This window comes from Cellulosimicrobium sp. AB352, assembly GCF_049538415.1.
Classification (GTDB): Bacteria; Actinomycetota; Actinomycetes; order Actinomycetales; family Cellulomonadaceae; genus Cellulosimicrobium; species Cellulosimicrobium funkei.
On the sequence record NZ_JBMVFX010000001.1, the window covers coordinates 235,455 to 254,345 of the forward strand.

The window sequence follows — 18,891 nt, forward strand, 5'->3', positions numbered from 1 at the left end:
CCGTCGTGGCCCGAGCGCACCGGCGCGGGCGCTCCTCGGGGAGCACGGTCCTTCCGGCCCTCCAGGAGCGGTACGACCTGATCGACGGGGTGCGGGTCTACTCCGTCGTCGCGGAGCCGGACCGGGCAGAGCGCCCGGAGGGTCGCACCGTACCCGCGGACGTGGTCCTCGTGCACGGGCTCGCGCTGTCGACCCGGTACCTGGAGCCGGGCGTCCGCCGGCTCGGGACGGACCGCCGCACCGCCGCACTGGACCTGCCGGGCGTCGGGCGCAGCGGTCGTCCGCCGCACCTGCCGTCGATGGCCGAGATGGCGGACGTCGTGGCCCGCTGGATGGACGGGCTCGGCATGACGGGCGCGGACGTCGTCGGGCACTCGTTGGGCTGCCAGATCGTCAGTCATCTCGCCGCGGAGCGGCCCGACCTGGTCCGGCGGGTCGTCCTCGTCGGCCCTTCCCGGGACCCGGAGCACCCCCGGTGGTGGCAGAGCGCGTGGCGCCTGCTCCTCGACGGCCCGCGCGAGAGGTGGTCGCTGCTGCCGATCGCCGTCGTGGACTACCTGCGTGCCGGTCCGGTCGCGGCGGTGCGGGCCCTGAAGCAGGCGCGCCGCGCCGAGGTCAGCCACCTGGTGCAGAGCATCACGCAGCCCGTCCTCGTGGTCGTCGGGGACCGCGACCCGCTCGTCTCGGGGACGTGGGCCCGCCGACTCGTCGACGCGCTGCCCGACGGGCGGCTCGTCACGGTCCCGGGGGCTCCGCACGGGCTGCCGTACTCCAGCGTGGAGTCCTTCGTCACGACGACGCGGGAGTTCCTCGACCGCGAGGAGCCGTGACGTCGAGCACCGTACGCCTGCCGAGATGAGGGGTGCCCCGGGTGGGATTCGAACCCACACTGGATCGGGTTTGAGCCGAACGCCTCTGCCGGTTGGGCTACCGGGGCCGCGCGCGGAAGGGCCCAGCCGGGCTCCGCCGCGCGGGCACCATCGAACCACACGCGCGCGCCTTCACGAGAATCACACTCCTCGGAGGGTGAAACGCGGGGGCGGCACCCGGTGCGGCGCACTACGATGAGTCCCGTGAGTGACCAGACAGCGCAGCCCGAGGACAAGCAGCCGCTCGACCTGCCCCCGATGATCGAGCCCGAGCCCGCCGCCACCCCCGCTCCGTCGGGTCGCGCCGCGCGCCGCGCCGTCGTCGCGGAGGACGAGGCCCTGATCCGTCTCGACGTCGTCGAGACGCTGCGGGACGCCGGGTTCGACGTCGTCGGCGAGGCCGGCGACGGTGCGACGGCGGTGAAGCTGGCGCTCGAGCTCAAGCCCGACGTCGTGGTCATGGACGTGAAGATGCCCGAGCTCGACGGCATCTCCGCGGCGGAGCAGATCGGCAAGGCGCACGCCGCCCCGGTCGTCCTGCTGACGGCGTTCTCGCAGGCGGAGCTCGTCGAGCGGGCGCGCGACGCCGGCGCCATGGCGTACGTCGTCAAGCCGTTCACCCCGGCGGACCTGCTGCCTGCGGTCGAGATCGCGATCTCGCGCTACTCGCAGATCTCGGCCCTCGAGTCCGAGGTGGCCGACCTCGCGGAGCGCTTCGAGACGCGCAAGCGCGTCGACCGCGCGAAGGGCCTGCTCATGACGAAGATGGGCCTGTCGGAGCCGGAGTCGTTCCGCTGGATCCAGAAGACGTCGATGGACCGCCGTCTCACGATGCGCGAGGTCGCGGACGCCGTCATCGAGCAGGTCGGCGGCGCCTGAGCCGCCCGCCGCGCCCGGTGCGCCGCGCGGGGGTCCTGATCAGGACCTTTGTCACGGGGCTCCGGGCGGGCTATCGTCTTGGACTGGCGTCCAGCAGTTCCGGGGCGGTGAACACGGTCGCCACGTAGTGCTCATGTCGACGGCCGACGGTGCTGTCCGAGCGACGTGGACCTTCTCACGCCCCACGTCCCTCGGTGCCGCCGCCGGTCCCACGGTGCGAACGAGGAGGAGCGCAGTGCGCCCAGCAGTGGAGGTCAGGCCCGCGGTCGGTGACGACCTGCCGGGGATCGCTGTGCTGTGCTCGGAGGCACGCCGCGAGTCGGCGTCCGGGGCGCAGATCTGCGCGCCCGACGAGGACCGCCTGGTCCGGCACCTGTCGGTGCTGCTCACCCTGCCCGGCGGCAACGTGCTCGTCGCCCTGCACGACGGCCGCCCCGTCGGGTTCGTCCTGGCTCGCGTGCTCGACCCGCACCTGTTCGCGGACGAGCCGAGCCTGTACGTCGAGGCGGTGTACGTGGGGGAGGACGCCCGGCGCCGCGGCGTGGGCCACGCGCTCCTCAGCGCGACGGCCGAGCTCGCCGCGTCGTCCGGCGCGACGCACGTCTACTCCGTGCCCATCCCCGGTTCCCGCGGCGTGCAGCGCTTCCTCGCGCGACTGGGCTTCGGCCCGGTGGCCGGGCACCGCGTCGTCTCGACGGCGGTCCTGCAGCGACGGCTCGCGGCCGACCTCACCCCGGCCCGCCGGGGCACCCGCTCTCTCGAGGACCTCATCGCGCGCCGTCGGCGCGCCCGCACCGAGACGATGTCGGGGCCGGTCGACCTGCGCGAGTTCCAGGCCGAGTACAACCGCCGTGCGGGCGTGGTGACGCCGGCCGACACGCGCGAGACCCTGCCCGGCTGAGCCGGGCTCCCGCGCCCCGCGACCGGCGTCGCCCCGGTCAGCCCTGCGCGAGGATCATGCACGTGAGGCGCGCCGTGCACACGCGGCGACCCTCGTCGTCGGACACGACGATCTCGTAGCTCGCCGTCGTGCGCCCGCGGTGCACCGCGACCGCCTCGCCGTGCACCCAGCCGTCGCGCACGCCCCGGTGGTGCGTCGCGTTCACCTCGATGCCGACGGCCGCGCGCCCGGGCCCGCCGTGCAGCTGCGCGGCGATGGATCCCAGCGTCTCGGCGAGGACGACGGACGCGCCCCCGTGCAGCAGCCCCGCGGGCTGCGTGTTGCCCGCCACGGGCATGCGTGCGGTGACGCGGTCGGCCCCCACCTCGCCCAGCTCGATGCCCATGCGCTCGATGAGCGTCCCCTCGGTGCGCAGGCCCATCGCCTCGTAGGCGTGACGCGGGGCGTCGGGTGTCGACGGGGTGGCGTGGGTCGGCGTCCCGGTCGGGGCGGCGTTCTGGTCGGAACCGTGCGTGTGGGTCATGGGCGATAGGTTGGCACCCGTGACGACCTCCGCGCGACCTCGCCTCCTGCTCATCGACGGACACTCCATGGCCTACCGCGCGTTCTTCGCGCTCCCGGCGGAGAACTTCTCGACGACCACGGGGCAGCACACGAACGCGGTCTACGGGTTCACCTCGATGCTCATCAACCTCCTGCGGGACGAGGAGCCCACGCACGTCGCCGTCGCGTTCGACGCCGGGCGGCAGTCCTTCCGCACCGAGATCCTGCCCAGCTACAAGGGCACGCGGGAGTCCACGCCCGAGCCCTTCCGGGGCCAGGTGCCGCTCATCAAGGAGATCCTGGAGACGCTGCACATCCCCACGCTCGAGCGCGAGGGCTACGAGGCCGACGACATCTTCGCGACCCTCGCGACGCAGGGCGCCGCCGCCGGGATGGAGGTGCTCGTCTGCTCGGGGGACCGGGACTCGTTCCAGCTCGTCGGCCCGGACGTCACGGTGCTCTACCCGAAGAAGGGCGTCTCGGAGCTCGCGCGCATGGACAGCGCCGCCGTCGTCGAGAAGTACGGCGTGCCGCCCGAGCGCTACCCGGACCTCGCCGCCCTCGTCGGCGAGACGTCCGACAACCTGCCGGGCATCCCCGGCGTCGGCCCCAAGACGGCCGCCAAGTGGATCACGGCGTACGGCGACCTCGACGGCCTGCTGGACCACGCGGACGAGATCAAGGGCAAGGCGGGGGAGAACCTGCGGGCGCACCTCGACCAGGTCCGCCTCAACCGGCAGCTCAACGCGCTCCTGCGCGACCTCGAGCTGCCCGTCGGCCCCGACGACCTCGCGACCCGTCCCTGGGACCGCGAGGCCGCCCACCGCGTCCTCGACGCCCTGGAGTTCCGCGCCCTGCGCGACCGGCTCTTCGCGATCGCCCCCGAGGGCGAGGTCGAGGCCGAGGCGGGGTTCGACGTCGCGCTCGCCGACGTCCTGCCGGGCGGCCTGGGCGCCTGGCTGGCCGAGCACGGCACGCGCCCGCTGGGCGTCGAGGTGGCCGGCAAGGTCGTGCCGGGCGGCGGGGACGCGTGGGGCCTCGCGGTGTCCGACGACGCCGGGGCGGCCGTCGCGCTCGAGCTCGCCGACGTCGCGGGCGCCGACGACGAGGCGCTCGCCGCGTGGCTCGCCGACCCGGAGCGGCCCAAGGTCGTGCACGGCGCGAAGTCGGCCTGGCACGAGCTCGCGGCGCGCGGCTACGACCTCGCGGGCGTCACGTTCGACACCGAGCTCGCCGCGTACCTGTGCCACCCCGACCAGCGGGGCTACGACCTGGGCGACCTCGTCGTGCGGCACCTGCACCGCGAGCTCCGCGCGGACACGGAGGCGGTCAACGACGCGCAGGGCGCGCTCGACCTCTCGTTCGACGGCAGCGGCGAGCAGGAGCGCGACGCGGTCCGTGCGCTCGCCGTCGCCCAGCTCGGCGAGGTCCTCGCGGGCGAGCTCGAGGACCGGGGGGCCACGACGCTCCTCGCCGACCTCGAGCTGCCGCTGTCCCAGGTGCTCGCGCGCATGGAGCAGCGCGGCATCGCGGCGGACGTCACGTACCTGCGCGAGCTCGAGCAGCACTTCGGCGACCTCGTCGCGACCGCCGCGTCGGAGGCGTACGCCGTCATCGGGCGCGAGGTGAACCTGGGCTCCCCCAAGCAGCTCCAGGAGGTGCTGTTCGACCAGCTCGGGATGCCCAAGACGAAGAAGATCAAGACGGGCTACACGACCGACGCGTCGGCGCTCGCGGACCTCTTCGTCAAGACGCAGCACCCGTTCCTCGAGCACCTGCTCGCCCACCGCGACGCGTCGCGGCTGCGCCAGACGGTCGAGGGGCTGCTGAAGTCCGTCGCCGACGACGGCCGTATCCACACGACGTTCCAGCAGACGATCGCGGCGACGGGCCGGCTCAGCTCGACCGACCCGAACCTCCAGAACATCCCGATCCGCACCGAGGCGGGCCGGCGCATCCGGCGCGCGTTCGTCGTCGGCGAGGGCTACGAGACGCTCATGACGGCCGACTACAGCCAGATCGAGATGCGCATCATGGCGCACCTCTCGGGCGACGAGGGTCTCATCGAGGCGTTCCGGTCCGGGGAGGACCTGCACTCCTACGTCGGGTCGCGCGTGTTCGAGGTCCCGGCAGCCGAGGTCACGCCCGCGATGCGCTCGAAGATCAAGGCGATGTCGTACGGCCTCGCGTACGGGCTGTCGGCGTTCGGGCTCTCGCAGCAGCTCACCATCGAGGTGGGCGAGGCCCAGAAGCTCATGGACGACTACTTCGAGCGCTTCGGCGGCGTGCGCGACTACCTCACGGGCGTCGTCGACGAGGCGCGGGCCACGGGCTACACGGCCACCATCCTCGGGCGCCGCCGGTACCTGCCCGACCTCACGAGCGACAACCGGCAGCGCCGCCAGATGGCGGAGCGCATGGCCCTCAACGCGCCGATCCAGGGCAGCGCGGCCGACATCATCAAGGTCGCGATGCTCAACGTGCAGCGGGCGCTCGACGAGCGCGGGCTGCGCTCACGGCTGCTCCTCCAGGTGCACGACGAGCTCGTGGTCGAGGTCGCCCCCGGCGAGCGCGACGCGGTCGAGGAGGTGCTGCGCACGCAGATGGGCGCGGCGGCGGACCTTGACGTGCCGCTCGACGTCTCGGTCGGAGTCGGTGCCACGTGGCACGAGGCGGGTCACTGACCCGGGCGCGTCAGCCCGGGAGGCGCGTGCGGAAGATCGCCGTCCCGGGCAGGTAGGCGCCGCGCACCGGTCCCCAGCCGCCCCACACCTCGGTGTTGTCGGCGGGCCACTCGGGCTCGACGACGTCGCGCAGCTCCAGCCCGGCGGCGACCACCTCGCGCACGTGGTCGCCCAGGGTGCGGTGGTACTCGGCGTAGACGACACGGCCGGCGGCGTCGGTCTCGACGTAGGGCCGGCGGTCGAAGTAGGACCGGTTCGCGGTCAGCCCGCGCTCGCTCGGGTCGTCGGGGAACGCCCACCGCGTCGGGTGCGTCACCGAGAACGTCCACGTGCCGCCGGGCCGCAGCACGCGTGCGACCTCGCGGTGGACGGCCGCCGCGTCGGGCACGAACGGGATCGCGCCGAACGAGGTGAACGCGACGTCGAACGTGGCGTCGGCGAACGGGAGCCGGCGCGCGTCGGCCTGGACGGCCGGGACGCGCACGCCCGTCGCCCGGTCCAGCGCCGCCCCCGCGGCGAGCATGCCGCCGGACACGTCCGTCGCGACGACCTCCGCTCCCTGCGTCACGAGCCAGCGCGAGCACTGTGCCGCGCCCGCGCCGACCTCGAGCACCCGGCGTCCCGCGACGTCGCCGAGCAGACGCGCGTCCCGCTCGCGCAGGCCCTCCGGGCACCAGCAGAAGTCCGCCGCGCCGAGGAAGGTCCCGTGCTCGTGGAGGTACTCCTGCGCGTTGACGTCCCACCACCCGCGGCCGGCGCGGCCGCCCTCGGTCGCGGGCACGTCGCGGTAGCCGGCGTCGGCGGTCGGACCGGGGGCCGCGCCGGAGGGCGCGACGACGGGCGGCTCGGGCGAGGAGGGCGCACTCATGCCTCCCATTCTCCCGGTCCCCGCCGCACGGCCCGTCCGGTCGGGACCTTGGTCGTCGGCGTGCCCGCGGACCGGGACGGGCGGTGACCCGTCGCGCGGGGGTGGCTAGGGTTGAGGGCGACGCGGTGCCGCGGAGGTCGGCACCTCCGTCGACGCCCGGCATGCGCGCGAGGCCGCGCGACGCGACGACGAGACGGAGGAACAGGTGCGCATCGGACTTCTCACCGGCGGGGGCGACTGCCCCGGGCTGAACGCGGCGATCCGGGCCGTGGTCAAGCAGGGGACGGGGGAGTACGGGCACACCATCATCGGCTTCCGCAACGGCTGGCGCGGCGTCGTCGACGGCGACGTCCACCCGCTCGGCCGCCAGGACATCCGGAACGTCCTGCCCGTGGGCGGCACGCTGCTCGGCACGGCGCGGTTCCACCCGCGCGAGGAGGACGGCAGCATGGACGCCGTGCTCGCGACGGTCGAGGCCGAGCACCTCGACGCGCTGATCTGCATCGGCGGCGACGGCACGCTGCACGCGGCGAGCCGTGTCGCGGAGGCGGGCGTGAAGATCGTCGCCATCCCCAAGACGATCGACAACGACGTCGAGGGGACGGACCTGTCGATCGGGTTCCACACCGCCGTGAACATCGCGACGGAGGCGCTCGACCGCGTGCACACGACGGCGGAGAGCCACAACCGCGTCATGGTGGTCGAGGTCATGGGCCGCCACGCCGGCTGGATCGCGGTCAACGCGGGCATCGCCGGTGGCGCCGAGGTCGTGCTCGCGCCGGAGCAGCCGTTCGACATCGACCAGGTCGTGAAGTTCCTCCGCCACCGGCACCGCGCGCACGCGAACTTCTCGATCGTCGTCGTGGCCGAGGGCGCCGTGCCGCGCGAGGGGTCGTCGATGGAGTTCACGCAGCAGCTCGGTCGGTTCGGCGAGATCGTCGCCGGCTCGATCGGGGAGCGCGTGAGCGCCGAGATCGCGGAGCGCACCGGGTTCGACACCCGGCTCACGGTGCTCGGGCACGTGCAGCGCGGGGGCGAGCCCACGCCGACCGACCGGATCCTCGGCAGCCGCTTCGGGGTCGCGGCCGTGGACGCCGTGAGCGCGGGGACGTCGGGCGTCATGACGGCGCTGCGGGGCGAGCGGGTCGAGCTCGTGCCGCTCGCGGAGGTCGCGGGCCGGCCGAAGCGGGTCCCGGAGGAGCTGCTGCGGGTCGCCCGCGTGCTCGCGTGACGCGGATCCGGTAGTCGGGACGCCCCGGCGGGGCGCGCGAGACGCGTTGACCGCCGGGGTGACACCCGGATAAGGTGGACGGCGGTGCGCTGCGCCTGCCTTCATCCCGAGCCACGACGTCGACCACGACGCCGGAGCGCCCGGGGGCGTCGGCGGGAGACGCGCCGAAAACCCTACCCGCTCGACTACACCTGTCCGCATCGGAGCATCGAACTCAATGACCATCTCTACCCCCGCGAAGTCCGCACCCCAGGTTGCCGTCAACGACATCGGCACCGAGGAGGACTTCCTCGCCGCCGTTGACGCGACCATCAAGTACTTCAACGACGGCGACATCGTCGAAGGCACGATCGTCAAGGTGGACCGCGACGAGGTCCTCCTCGACATCGGCTACAAGACCGAGGGCGTCATCCCCTCCCGCGAGCTGTCCATCAAGCACGACGTGGACCCCGGTGAGGTCGTCAACGTCGGCGACGCGGTCGAGGCCCTCGTCCTCCAGAAGGAGGACAAGGAAGGCCGTCTGATCCTGTCCAAGAAGCGCGCCCAGTACGAGCGCGCCTGGGGCACGATCGAGAAGATCAAGGAGGAGGACGGCGTCGTCACCGGCACCGTCATCGAGGTCGTCAAGGGTGGTCTCATCCTCGACATCGGCCTCCGTGGCTTCCTCCCGGCCTCCCTGGTGGAGATGCGTCGCGTCCGCGACCTCCAGCCGTACGTCGGCAAGGAGATCGAGGCGAAGATCATCGAGCTCGACAAGAACCGCAACAACGTCGTCCTCTCGCGCCGTGCCTGGCTCGAGCAGACGCAGTCCGAGGTCCGCTCCACCTTCCTGCAGACCCTGCAGAAGGGCCAGGTGCGCCCCGGTGTCGTCTCCTCGATCGTCAACTTCGGTGCGTTCGTGGACCTCGGCGGCGTCGACGGCCTCGTGCACGTCTCCGAGCTGTCCTGGAAGCACATCGACCACCCGTCCGAGGTCGTCGAGGTCGGCCAGGAGGTCACGGTCGAGGTCCTGGACGTCGACTTCGACCGCGAGCGCGTCTCGCTGTCGCTGAAGGCGACGCAGGAGGACCCGTGGCAGACGTTCGCCCGGACCCACGCGATCGGTCAGGTCGTCCCGGGCAAGGTCACCAAGCTCGTCCCGTTCGGTGCGTTCGTGCGCGTCGAGGACGGCATCGAGGGCCTCGTGCACATCTCGGAGCTGGCCGTGCGCCACGTCGAGCTGCCGGAGCAGGTCGTCAACGTCGGTGACGAGGTCTTCGTCAAGGTCATCGACATCGACCTCGAGCGCCGCCGCATCTCGCTGTCGCTCAAGCAGGCCAACGAGGGCGTGGACCCGGAGTCGGACGACTTCGACCCCGCGCTCTACGGCATGGCCGCCGAGTACGACGAGCAGGGGAACTACAAGTACCCCGAGGGCTTCGACCCGGAGACCAACGAGTGGCTCGAGGGCTTCGAGGCGCAGCGCGAGGCGTGGGAGGCGGAGTACGCCAAGGCGCACGAGCGCTGGGAGGCGCACCGCAAGCAGGTCGCCGAGGCCGTCAAGGCCGACTACGACGCCGCGTCGGGCGAGACCACGAGCTCCTCGAGCTCGTCGTCCTCCAGCACGTCCTACTCGTCGGCCCCGGCCGCCGAGGCGACGGGCACGCTCGCGTCGGACGAGGCGCTCGCCGCGCTCCGCGAGAAGCTCACGGGCAACTGACCCGGCCGGCGGCCCCGCGCGGGACGCCACGCTGAGCAGACGAAGGCCCGCCACCCCTCGGGGTGGCGGGCCTTCGCCATGTCCGGCACGTGCCCGGGCACTCACGGCGCCGACCAGGTGGTCCTGGTCCGTCAACGGCCCCGGACGAGCCAGGACCACCTGGTCGACGCCCCGGGACCGCCTGCTCGGCGGTCGGACGTCAGGCGGTCGCGGGCGCGGGCTCGGGGGCCGTGGCAGCGGCCGGGACGGTGGCCGGGTCGGTGCCCGACGGCGCGGGCGAGTCGGCGAACTGCGTCCGGTAGAGCGTGGCGTAGCGCCCGCCACGAGCCAGGAGCTCGGTGTGCGTGCCCGTCTCGACGACCCGGCCGGCGTCGAGCACGACGATGAGGTCGGCCTCGCGGACGGTGGAGAGGCGGTGCGCGATGACGAGCGAGGTCCGCCCGCGCAGCGCCTCGGCGAGCGCGGCCTGGACCGCCGCCTCGGAGTCCGAGTCGAGGTGCGCCGTCGCCTCGTCGAGGACGACGAGCTGGGGGGCCTTGAGGAACACCCGGGCGATCGCGAGGCGCTGCCGCTCGCCGCCGGACATCCGGTAGCCGCGGTCGCCCACGACGGTGTCCATGCCGGACGGCAGGGCGGCGACGACGTCCCACACGTGCGCGCGCCGCAGCGCGGACTCGAGCTCGGCGTCGGTCGCGTCGGGCTTGGCGTACCGCAGGTTCTCCGCGATCGAGTCGTGGAACAGGTGCGCCTCCTGCGTGACCACGCCGACGGCGTCGTGCAGGCTCTCCTGCGTGACGTCGCGCAGGTCGCGACCGGCGATCCGGACGTGGCCGGCGCTCGGGTCGTACATGCGCGTCACGAGCTGCGACACGGTGGTCTTGCCCGCGCCGGACGACCCGACGAGCGCGACCATCGCGCCCGCGGGCACGGAGAACGAGACGTCGTGGAGCGTGTCGGTGGTCGGGTCGGTGCCCTCGACCGCCACGGACTCGAGCGAGGCGAGGGAGACCTCGGCCGCGCTCGGGTAGCGGAAGGTCACGCCGTCGAGCTCGAGGCTCGCGCCCTCGCGCGCGACGTCCGCGGCGAGGTCGTCGGCGTCGGGGGCGTCCGTGACGGTGGGCTCGAGGTCGAGCACCTCGAGCACGCGCTCGAAGCTGACGAGGGCCGTCATGACGTCGACCTGGACGTTCGACATCGCCGTCAGCGGGCCGTAGAGACGGCCCAGGTAGGCGGTGAGCGCGACGACCGTGCCGACGGTCAGCGAGCCCGAGATGGCCATGACGCCACCGAGTCCGTAGACGATCGCGACGGCGACGGACGCGACGACCGTGAGCCCGACGCGGAACACGGTCCCGTACATGGCCTGGCGGACCCCGATGTCGCGGACGCGGCGCGCCTGGGCGGCGAACCGCGACGACTCGCGGTCCGGGTCGCCGAACACCTTGACGAGGTGGGCGCCCGCCACGTTGAAGCGCTCGTTCATCGTCTGCGCCGCCTCGGCGTTGAGCTCGTAGCTCTCCCGCGTGATCGCGGCGAGGCGCTTGCCGACCCAGCGGGCGGGCAGGACGAACGCGGGCAGGAGGGTGAGCGCGAGGAGCGTGAGCTGCCACGACATCGAGAGCATCGCGGCGAGCACGAACACGACGGTGAGCAGGTTGGAGAACACGTTCGACAGGGTCGACGTGAACGCCTGCTGGGCGCCGAGGACGTCGCCGTTGAGGCGCTGGACGAGCGCACCGGTGCGCGTCCGGCTGAAGAAGGCGAGCGGCATGCGCTGGACGTGGTCGAAGACGGCGGTGCGCAGGTCGACGATGAGCCCCTCGCCGATGCGGGAGGAGAACCAGCGCTGCGCGACGCCGAGCGCGCCGGAGAGCACGGCGAGGCCGGCGGCGACCGCCGAGAGCGCGACGACGAGGCCGACGTCGCCGGCGGTGATGCCGTCGTCGATGATGCGCTGGAAGAGGAGCGGGGTGACGGCACCGGCGGCGGCGTCGACGGAGATGAGCACGAGGAACGCGGCGAGCTGGCGCCGGTAGGGCCGGGCGAACGTGAGGACCCGGCGGATCGTGCCGCGGTGCAGCCGGCGGGAGGTGACGGAGGCGTCCTGGCGGAAGGAGCGCATGCCGCGCCCGCCGCCGGCGCCGGGGAGGGATGAGGGGAAGGACATGGGGCCTCCTGGGTGGGGGAGGGGCGCGTCGTCCGCGGCGGCGGTGGCCGTCCGGCGGGCGCGGTCCGAGGATCGCTCGCGCGACAACGATAGTGAGTCTAACTCACAATGAGCCGATACCACAAGTGGGCCCGGGCCCGGTACGCTCGGCCTCGTGACGACCGACGCGAGCCAGCCTGCCACGCCGGGCGCACCCCCGGGCGGCCGAGCCACCTCCACCGACGAGGCGGGGGAGTTCCTCGCGCTCCTGCACGCCGCGTTGCGCAGCGTGCGCCGCGAGGCGAGCGAGCGGCTCGAGCCCGCGGGCACGACGCCTGGCCAGTTCCGGATGCTGCGCTTCCTCTCCCGCTGCGACGGCCCGTGCCGGCTCGGCGCGGTGGCGTCGGCGCTCGACGTCGCGCCGCGCTCGGTCACCTCGAAGGTCGACGACGCCGAGCACGCCGGTCTCGTGCGCCGCACTCCCGACCCGCAGGACCGCCGCGCCACGCTCGTCGAGCTGACGCCGCGCGGGCGCGAGGTCGTCGAGCAGGTCGGGGCGGAGAGGTCGTCGAGCGCGGGCACCCTGCTGGCCCGCCTGGACGCGCACGAGCGCGCCGAGCTGCTCCGGCTGCTGCGCGCGGTCGCGGGCGAGCGGCCCGACGACGGCGAAGCGGCCGAGGGCTCCCCGGGGGCGATCTCCTCCCGCTGAGCGCCGGCTGGTCGAGGGGCGCCCCGCGCCCCGACGCGGGGCGGTGCGCCGGCTGGCAGGATGGGACGCATGTTTCGCATCGGCCTGACCGGAGGAATAGCGGCGGGGAAGTCCGTCGCGCTCGCCCGCTTCGCCGAGCTGGGCGCGGTGGTCGTCGACTACGACGCCCTCGCGCGCGACGCCGTCGCGCCCGGCACCGTCGGGCTCGACGAGGTCGTCGAGGCCTTCGGGCCCGAGGTCCTCGGTGAGGACGGCGCGCTCGACCGGCCCGCGCTCGGGCGCGTGGTGTTCGGGGACGACGCCGCGCGCGAGCGGCTCAACGCGATCGTCCACCCCGAGGTCCGTCGGCTCGCCGCCGAGCGCGAGGCCGCGGCCGGTGCGGCCGACCCGCGAGCCGTCGTCGTGCACGACATCCCGCTCCTCGTCGAGACGGGCGACCCGGCGCGGTTCCACTGCGTCGTGGTCGTGCACACGCCCGAGGACGTCCGGGTGGACCGCCTCGTGACGTCGCGGGGGCTGAGCGAGGAGGAGGCGCGCGCGCGGCTCGCCGCCCAGGCCGACGACGCGGCGCGCCTCGCGGCCGCGGACGTCACCCTCGACGGATCGGGCGACCCCGACGCGCTGCGCGCGCAGGTCGACGCGCTCTGGGCGCGCGTGCGCGCGGAGGTCGACGCGGAGGCGCTCGCGGAGCTCGAGGAGCGCGAGGCGTGACGGTCGTGGTGAGCGGCTTCGAGCCCTTCGGCGGCGACGCGACGAACCCCTCGTGGGAGACCGCCCAGCTCCTCGCGGAGCGCGGCGAGGAGCTCGTGGGGGACCGCGTGGTCGCCGTCCGGCTCCCCGTGACGTTCGCCGGGGCGTGGCCCGCGCTCGACGCCGTCGTCCGGGAGCACGACCCGGCGGTTGTCGTGGCGCTGGGGCTCGCGGGCGGCGCCGGGCGCGTGCGCCTCGAGCGCGTGGCCGTCAACGTGCGCGACGCCCGGATCCCCGACAACGCCGGGGCGCAGCCGGTCGACGTGCCCGTCGTGCCGGGGGCGCCCGTCGGCCACTGGTCCACGCTCCCGCTCAAGGCGTCGCTCGTCGCCGTCCGGGAGGCCGGTGTCCCCGTAGAGGTGTCCGGGACGGCCGGCACGTACGTGTGCAACGACGTGTTCTACGCCCTCATGCACCACTGGGGCTCCGTGCCGGGCCGCCGCGCGGGCTTCGTACACGTGCCCGACGCCGGCGCGGTGCCCGTCGAGGACCAGGTGACCGCCGTCGCGGCCGTCGTGCGGCAGGCGCTCCTCGGCGCCCCCGAGCCGCGGGTCGCCGCGGGCACCGAGAGCTGAGCGGCGCCGGGGGCCGGCAGGTCGCCCCGCCGGCCCCGGCGCCGCAGACCGTCAGCTCGCCGCGCGGCGACGGGCGACGACCACGAGCAGCGTCGCGCCCCCGGCGAGCAGGAGCGCCGCCACCACGGCGAGCACGACGACCGAGGAACCGGTCGAGGCCAGCCCGCCCTCCGGCGTGGACTTGCTGCTGGGGGCCGCCGACGGCGTCGGGTCCGTGCTCGCCACGGGCGTCGCCTCCGGAGCTGGCGTGCTCTCCGCGGCGGGCTCGCCCGGCACCTCGGCGTCGGGGGTCTCGGTGGTCGTCGGGGGCGTCGTCGTCTCCGTGCCGCCCGGGGTCGGGTTCTCGGGAGTCGGCTCCGGCTCCGGCTCCGCGACGACCGGGACCGGCTCGCACGGGCCCGCGAACGGGTAGTTGTGGTGCTCGATACCGGCCCCGCCGGTGTACGCGACCGCGCCGTTCGCGAGGACGCGCCCGTTCGTCGACGTGGACACCGTGAGCGTCGCGTCGGCGCGCGGGACGACGATCGTGCCGGGGAACTGGTCGTTCGTGCCGATCGCGACCTGCGTCGCGTCCGGGAACGCCCAGAGGAAGTGGGACGACAGGTACTGCGTCGCCTGGTAGAGGCGCACTCCGTCGTACGCGACGTACTGAAGGGACGGGATGCGCACCGTGGACCCGCTGACGCTGAGCAGCACCGGGCCGGTGCCCGTGACGTGCAGCTCGCGGAGCGACGCGGCTCCCTCCGCCGTGAGCGCGTACCGCGCGCCCGCCTCGACGGTCAGGACGCCGTTCTCCGGGGCGACCTGCTCGGCGTCGTCGGTCGCGTCGGCGGCGATGCCGGCGACGAGCGCGGGGAGCTCGTCGTAGGGCGCGAGCGCCGCGTCCCGGCCGACGCCCTGGCGCACGGACCCGTGCGTGCCGAGCGCGTTCGCGCTCTCGGTGCTCGGCGCCGAACCCGTGATCGTGCCCCCGACGACGACGTTGCCGCCGCGCGACGCGTGGAACCCGACCTGCGTGTTCCGCGCGGTGGCGAGGTCGCCGCCGACGACGAGCATGTCCGTCCCGCCCGCGGGGGTGATCGCTGACCCGCCGCCGCCCGCGGTCCCGATGTTGAGGGAGCCGGCCCCCGCGAGGTCGGCGTCCCCGCCGACCACGACGCGGCCCTCGAGCTCCGTCGCGGTCGCGACGGTGAGCCCGCCGCCCGCCCAGATGCCGACGCCCGCGTCCTCCACCGCGGTGAGCTCGTAGACGCCGACGGGGCGGGTCGTGGCGTCCGCGGAGCAGACGTCGTCGGCGCCGACGGCGGGCGTCGCGCTCGCGGGCGCGACGAGGCCGGCCGTCAGGGCCAGGGTGGTGAGGGCGATCAGGGGGATTCCGCGGGGGCGCGCGGGGTGCAGGCGCATGAGGGCTCCAGGTCGAGGGGTCGTTGGCCGTGCTGACGAGAGCTGCGCGCGGGCCTCCACGCCCGTGGCCGGCCGGTCGCCGGAGCTCCACGGGCGTCGGGGAGCGGGCAGGTCGAGGGAACCCTAGGGGTTCGGCACCACGCCTTCCAAATTGCGCGCGGGTGAAGTCGGGTGTATGGGGTGCGCGGCCGTCGAGGCGCTCCCGCGAACGATGTGGGTGGCTGGACGTACGGTGGACACATGCGTCCCGTGACCGATCTCCAGCGCGCCACCGCTCCGTTCGAGGTCATCTCCGAGTACCAGCCGTCGGGCGACCAGCCCACGGCCATCGCGGACCTCTCGCAGCGCGTCCGCGCGGGCGAGAAGGACGTCGTGCTGCTCGGTGCCACCGGGACGGGGAAGTCCGCCACGACGGCCTGGCTGATCGAGGAGCTGCAGCGCCCGACCCTCGTCATGGCCCCCAACAAGACGCTCGCCGCGCAGCTCGCCACGGAGTTCCGCGAGCTGCTGCCGAACAACGCGGTCGAGTACTTCGTCTCGTACTACGACTACTACCAGCCCGAGGCGTACATCGCGCAGACGGACACCTACATCGAGAAGGACTCGTCCATCAACGACGAGGTGGAGCGGCTGCGCCACTCCGCGACGAGCTCGCTGCTCACGCGCCGGGACGTCGTCGTCGTGGCGTCCGTGTCGTGCATCTACGGCCTGGGCACCCCGCAGGAGTACGTCGACCGGATGGTGCGCCTCGACGTCGGGATGCAGGTGGAGCGCGACGACCTGCTGCGGCAGTTCGTCACGATGCAGTACACGCGCAACGACATGGCGTTCACGCGTGGCACGTTCCGCGTGCGCGGCGACACGGTCGAGATCATCCCGGTCTACGAGGAGCTCGCGGTCCGCATCGAGTTCTTCGGCGACGAGATCGAGAGCATCCAGACGCTGCACCCCCTCACGGGCGAGGTCATCCGCTCCGAGCCGAGCATCCACGTGTTCCCCGCGACGCACTACGTCGCCGGGCCGGAGCGCATGGAGCGCGCGATCTCCTCGATCGAGGCCGAGCTCACGGAGCGGCTCGACGAGCTCGAGCGGCAGAACAAGCTGCTCGAGGCGCAGCGCCTGCGCATGCGCACCACCTACGACATCGAGATGATGCGCCAGATCGGCACCTGCTCCGGGATCGAGAACTACTCCCGGCACATCGACGGCCGCGAGGCGGGGTCGCCCCCGAACACCCTGCTCGACTACTTCCCGGAGGACTTCCTCCTCGTCATCGACGAGTCGCACGTGACCGTGCCGCAGATCGGCGCGATGTTCGAGGGCGACATGTCGCGCAAGCGCAGCCTGGTGGACCACGGGTTCCGCCTGCCGAGCGCGATGGACAACCGCCCGCTGAGGTGGGAGGAGTTCGTCGAGCGCATCGGCCAGACCGTGTACCTGTCGGCCACGCCGGGCGACTACGAGCTCTCGATGGCGGACGGCGTCGTCGAGCAGATCATCCGCCCCACGGGCCTCGTGGACCCCGAGGTGATCGTCAAGCCGACCACCGGCCAGATCGACGACCTCCTGCACGAGATCCGCGAGCGGGTCGACCGCGACGAGCGCGTGCTGGTCACGACGCTCACCAAGAAGATGGCCGAGGACCTCACGGACTACCTGCTCGAGAAGGACGTGCGGGTCCGCTACCTCCACTCCGAGGTCGACACGCTGCGCCGCGTCGAGCTGCTGCGCGAGCTGCGCCTCGGCGAGTACGACGTCCTCGTCGGCATCAACCTGCTGCGCGAGGGCCTCGACCTGCCCGAGGTCTCGCTCGTCGCGATCCTCGACGCCGACAAGGAGGGCTTCCTGCGCTCGCCCAAGTCGCTCATCCAGACGATCGGCCGCGCGGCCCGCAACGTGTCCGGCCAGGTGCACATGTACGCGGACCGGATCACGCCGGCGATGGCCGCGGCGATCGAGGAGACCGAGCGTCGCCGCGAGAAGCAGATCGCGTACAACACCGAGCACGGCGTCGACCCGACGCCGCTGCGCAAGCGCATCTCCGACGTGACCGACATGCTCGCGCGCGAGGACGTGGACACCGCCGAGCTCCTGGCCGGTGGCTACCGCCAGCCGGGCAAGGGCGCGAAGGGCAAGGCCCCGGTGCCGGGCGGGCCGAAGGAGGGCGCATCGTCGGGCAACCGGCTCGCGGGCGCCGCGGCGAGCGACCTCGCGGAGCTCATCCAGGAGCTGAGCGACCAGATGCACGCGGCCGCGGGCGAGCTCCAGTTCGAGCTCGCAGCCCGGCTGCGCGACGAGATCTCGGGGCTCAAGAAGGAGCTGCGCCAGATGCACGCCGCGACGGCCTGACCGGTCCTGGGGGGGACCGGCCGGGGGTCGCCGCGGGCGCGCCCGCGGAACAGTCCACGGTGGCGTGGTGTTGTCACACGAGCAGGAGCGATGGCCTATGCTGGCTCCTCGTTGAAGGGGAGTATTCCTCCGCGGTGATGTCGTCATCACGGTCGGCGCAGTCGTCGGCCCGGTGTCACCGGTCCCGCAACCACCAGCCCGCGTCTCGGACGCGCGCGCATGGCGGTGCGTGGCGGAAGAGACCTTCGGTACTCAGTGCTACGTACCGGAGGTTTCTGCATGGACGTCCCCGTCTGGGCCTGGCTCGTCACCATCGGCGTGATCCTCGCGATGCTCGCCGTCGACTACGTCGGCCACGTGCGCACGCCGCACGCCCCGAGCCTGCGCGAGGCCAGCTGGTGGTCCGCGGGCTACGTCGCCGTCGCGGTGCTGTTCGGCGGCATCGTCTGGGCCGTCTGGGGCTCGACGTACGGCGGCGAGTACTTCGCCGGCTACATCACCGAGAAGAGCCTGTCGGTCGACAACCTCTTCGTCTTCGTGCTCATCATGACGAGCTTCCGCGTCCCGCGGCTGTACCAGCAGAAGGTGCTGCTGATCGGCATCACGATCGCGCTCATCCTGCGGACGATCTTCATCCTCCTGGGCGCCGCGCTCATCGAGAACTTCAGCTGGATTTTCTACGTCTTCGGCGCGTTCCTGCTGTACACCGCGTGGACGCAGGTGAAGGCGGGCTCCGGTCACGACGAGGAGTTCCACGAGAACGGCGCGCTCAAGCTGACCCGCCGCCTGTTCCCGACGACGGAGACGTACGTCGAGGACAAGATGACGACCAAGATCGACGGGAAGCGCTTCATCACCCCGATGCTCATCGTCATGATCGCGATCGGCAGCGCCGACCTGCTGTTCGCCGTCGACTCGATCCCCGCGATCTTCGGCCTCACGCAGGAGACGTACCTCGTGTTCGCGGCCAACGCGTTCTCGCTGCTCGGCCTGCGCCAGCTCTACTTCCTCATCGACGGCCTGCTGGACCGCCTCGTCTACCTCGCCTACGGCCTCGCCGCGATCCTCGGCTTCATCGGCGTGAAGCTGCTCATCCACGCGCTGCACAAGAACGAGGTGCCGTTCATCAACGGCGGTGAGCACATCACCGTCATCCCGGAGATCCCGACCGCCCTGTCCCTCGGGTTCATCGTCGTCGTGCTCACGATCACCACGGTCGCGAGCCTTGCCAAGGACCGCGCCGACCGTCGACGCGAGGCCGAGATCTCGGAGGGCTAGCCACCG

The 18,891-nt window shown here is 73.1% G+C and carries 15 protein-coding genes and 1 tRNA gene; 11 read left to right on the forward strand and 5 right to left on the reverse strand.

Annotation, left to right across the window (positions count from 1 at the left end):
- The first annotated feature begins 5 nt into the window (after positions 1–5).
- The gene (locus ACPCUX_RS01070) at positions 6–830 is read left to right on the forward strand and encodes an alpha/beta fold hydrolase (protein ID WP_423387993.1); all 825 of its coding nucleotides are present in this window, start codon (positions 6–8) and stop codon (positions 828–830) included.
- 33 nt (positions 831–863) lie between these two features.
- Here ACPCUX_RS01070 and ACPCUX_RS01075 read toward each other — a convergent pair.
- Positions 864–937: transfer RNA gene (locus ACPCUX_RS01075), tRNA-Leu, on the reverse strand.
- A gap of 190 nt (positions 938–1,127) precedes the next feature.
- Between ACPCUX_RS01075 and ACPCUX_RS01080 the strand changes: the two genes are divergently transcribed.
- Together ACPCUX_RS01080 and ACPCUX_RS01085 are read left to right on the forward strand one after the other, a co-directional pair.
- Positions 1,128–1,748, forward strand: coding sequence for an ANTAR domain-containing response regulator (locus ACPCUX_RS01080; protein ID WP_044144409.1), 621 nt, complete (start codon positions 1,128–1,130; stop codon positions 1,746–1,748).
- A gap of 235 nt (positions 1,749–1,983) precedes the next feature.
- Positions 1,984–2,649, forward strand: coding sequence for a GNAT family N-acetyltransferase (locus tag ACPCUX_RS01085; protein WP_157837895.1), 666 nt, complete (start codon positions 1,984–1,986; stop codon positions 2,647–2,649).
- 37 nt (positions 2,650–2,686) lie between these two features.
- Here ACPCUX_RS01085 and ACPCUX_RS01090 read toward each other — a convergent pair whose 3' ends face one another.
- Complete coding sequence (locus tag ACPCUX_RS01090) at positions 2,687–3,070, reverse strand: hotdog fold thioesterase (protein ID WP_043651213.1); 384 nt, start codon at positions 3,068–3,070, stop codon at positions 2,687–2,689.
- A 100-nt stretch (positions 3,071–3,170) separates the two neighbouring features.
- On the opposite strand from ACPCUX_RS01090, the gene polA reads away from it, so the two are divergent.
- Entirely contained in the window at positions 3,171–5,876 is a 2,706-nt protein-coding gene (polA, locus tag ACPCUX_RS01095; protein ID WP_423387994.1) for a DNA polymerase I, read from the forward strand.
- A gap of 10 nt (positions 5,877–5,886) precedes the next feature.
- On the opposite strand, the gene ACPCUX_RS01100 is transcribed toward polA, so the two are convergent.
- A complete protein-coding gene (locus ACPCUX_RS01100) occupies positions 5,887–6,744 on the reverse strand; it encodes a class I SAM-dependent methyltransferase (RefSeq protein WP_206154095.1) in 858 nt (285 codons plus the stop codon).
- Between the two features lie 205 nt (positions 6,745–6,949).
- Here ACPCUX_RS01100 and ACPCUX_RS01105 point away from each other — a divergent pair, with 205 nt between their 5' ends.
- Together ACPCUX_RS01105 and rpsA are read left to right on the forward strand one after the other, a co-directional pair.
- Positions 6,950–7,975, forward strand: coding sequence for a 6-phosphofructokinase (locus ACPCUX_RS01105; protein ID WP_034651013.1), 1,026 nt, complete (start codon positions 6,950–6,952; stop codon positions 7,973–7,975).
- Between the two features lie 217 nt (positions 7,976–8,192).
- Positions 8,193–9,674 carry a 30S ribosomal protein S1 gene (rpsA, locus tag ACPCUX_RS01110; protein WP_021483115.1) on the forward strand — a complete coding sequence of 494 codons (1,482 nt, stop codon included), beginning with the start codon at positions 8,193–8,195 and terminating at the stop codon, positions 9,672–9,674.
- A 199-nt stretch (positions 9,675–9,873) separates the two neighbouring features.
- On the opposite strand, the gene ACPCUX_RS01115 is transcribed toward rpsA, so the two are convergent.
- Positions 9,874–11,841, reverse strand: coding sequence for an ABC transporter ATP-binding protein (locus ACPCUX_RS01115; RefSeq protein WP_423387995.1), 1,968 nt, complete (start codon positions 11,839–11,841; stop codon positions 9,874–9,876).
- A 154-nt stretch (positions 11,842–11,995) separates the two neighbouring features.
- On the opposite strand from ACPCUX_RS01115, the gene ACPCUX_RS01120 reads away from it, so the two are divergent.
- The 3 genes from ACPCUX_RS01120 to ACPCUX_RS01130 all read left to right on the forward strand — a co-directional run bounded on the left by ACPCUX_RS01120 (position 11,996) and on the right by ACPCUX_RS01130 (position 13,854).
- Positions 11,996–12,529: a MarR family winged helix-turn-helix transcriptional regulator gene (locus ACPCUX_RS01120; RefSeq protein ID WP_415296054.1), complete on the forward strand. Its 534-nt coding sequence runs from the start codon at positions 11,996–11,998 to the stop codon at positions 12,527–12,529.
- 69 nt (positions 12,530–12,598) lie between these two features.
- A complete protein-coding gene (gene coaE, locus ACPCUX_RS01125; RefSeq protein WP_415296053.1) occupies positions 12,599–13,240 on the forward strand; it encodes a dephospho-CoA kinase in 642 nt (213 codons plus the stop codon).
- Complete coding sequence (locus ACPCUX_RS01130) at positions 13,237–13,854, forward strand: pyroglutamyl-peptidase I (RefSeq protein ID WP_415296051.1); 618 nt, start codon at positions 13,237–13,239, stop codon at positions 13,852–13,854. The genes coaE and ACPCUX_RS01130 overlap by 4 nt, the downstream gene beginning before the upstream one ends.
- 51 nt (positions 13,855–13,905) lie before the next feature.
- Here ACPCUX_RS01130 and ACPCUX_RS01135 read toward each other — a convergent pair whose 3' ends face one another.
- Complete coding sequence (locus ACPCUX_RS01135) at positions 13,906–15,258, reverse strand: choice-of-anchor A family protein (protein WP_423387996.1); 1,353 nt, start codon at positions 15,256–15,258, stop codon at positions 13,906–13,908.
- A 240-nt stretch (positions 15,259–15,498) separates the two neighbouring features.
- On the opposite strand from ACPCUX_RS01135, the gene uvrB reads away from it, so the two are divergent.
- On the forward strand, positions 15,499–17,607 hold the full coding sequence (uvrB, locus tag ACPCUX_RS01140; RefSeq protein ID WP_031315536.1) for an excinuclease ABC subunit UvrB: 2,109 nt from the start codon (positions 15,499–15,501) through the stop codon (positions 17,605–17,607).
- A 279-nt stretch (positions 17,608–17,886) separates the two neighbouring features.
- Positions 17,887–18,885, forward strand: a complete 999-nt coding sequence (locus ACPCUX_RS01145; RefSeq protein ID WP_211933466.1) for a TerC family protein — start codon at positions 17,887–17,889, stop codon at positions 18,883–18,885.
- Positions 18,886–18,891 lie beyond the last annotated feature (6 nt).

What these genes read in the sequence shown, in the direction of transcription:
- ACPCUX_RS01080 (WP_044144409.1), top strand. Translation starts at nt 1,128, where the DNA reads ATGATCGAGCCCGAGCCCGCCGCCACCCCCGCTCCGTCGGGTCGCGCC.
- ACPCUX_RS01090 (WP_043651213.1), bottom strand. Translation starts at nt 3,070, where the DNA reads ATGGGCCTGCGCACCGAGGGGACGCTCATCGAGCGCATGGGCATCGAG.
- polA (WP_423387994.1), top strand. Translation starts at nt 3,171, where the DNA reads ATGGGCGATAGGTTGGCACCCGTGACGACCTCCGCGCGACCTCGCCTC.
- ACPCUX_RS01100 (WP_206154095.1), bottom strand. Translation starts at nt 6,744, where the DNA reads ATGAGTGCGCCCTCCTCGCCCGAGCCGCCCGTCGTCGCGCCCTCCGGC.
- rpsA (WP_021483115.1), top strand. Translation starts at nt 8,193, where the DNA reads ATGACCATCTCTACCCCCGCGAAGTCCGCACCCCAGGTTGCCGTCAAC.
- ACPCUX_RS01115 (WP_423387995.1), bottom strand. Translation starts at nt 11,841, where the DNA reads ATGTCCTTCCCCTCATCCCTCCCCGGCGCCGGCGGCGGGCGCGGCATG.
- coaE (WP_415296053.1), top strand. Translation starts at nt 12,599, where the DNA reads ATGTTTCGCATCGGCCTGACCGGAGGAATAGCGGCGGGGAAGTCCGTC.
- ACPCUX_RS01135 (WP_423387996.1), bottom strand. Translation starts at nt 15,258, where the DNA reads ATGCGCCTGCACCCCGCGCGCCCCCGCGGAATCCCCCTGATCGCCCTC.
- uvrB (WP_031315536.1), top strand. Translation starts at nt 15,499, where the DNA reads ATGCGTCCCGTGACCGATCTCCAGCGCGCCACCGCTCCGTTCGAGGTC.
- ACPCUX_RS01145 (WP_211933466.1), top strand. Translation starts at nt 17,887, where the DNA reads ATGGACGTCCCCGTCTGGGCCTGGCTCGTCACCATCGGCGTGATCCTC.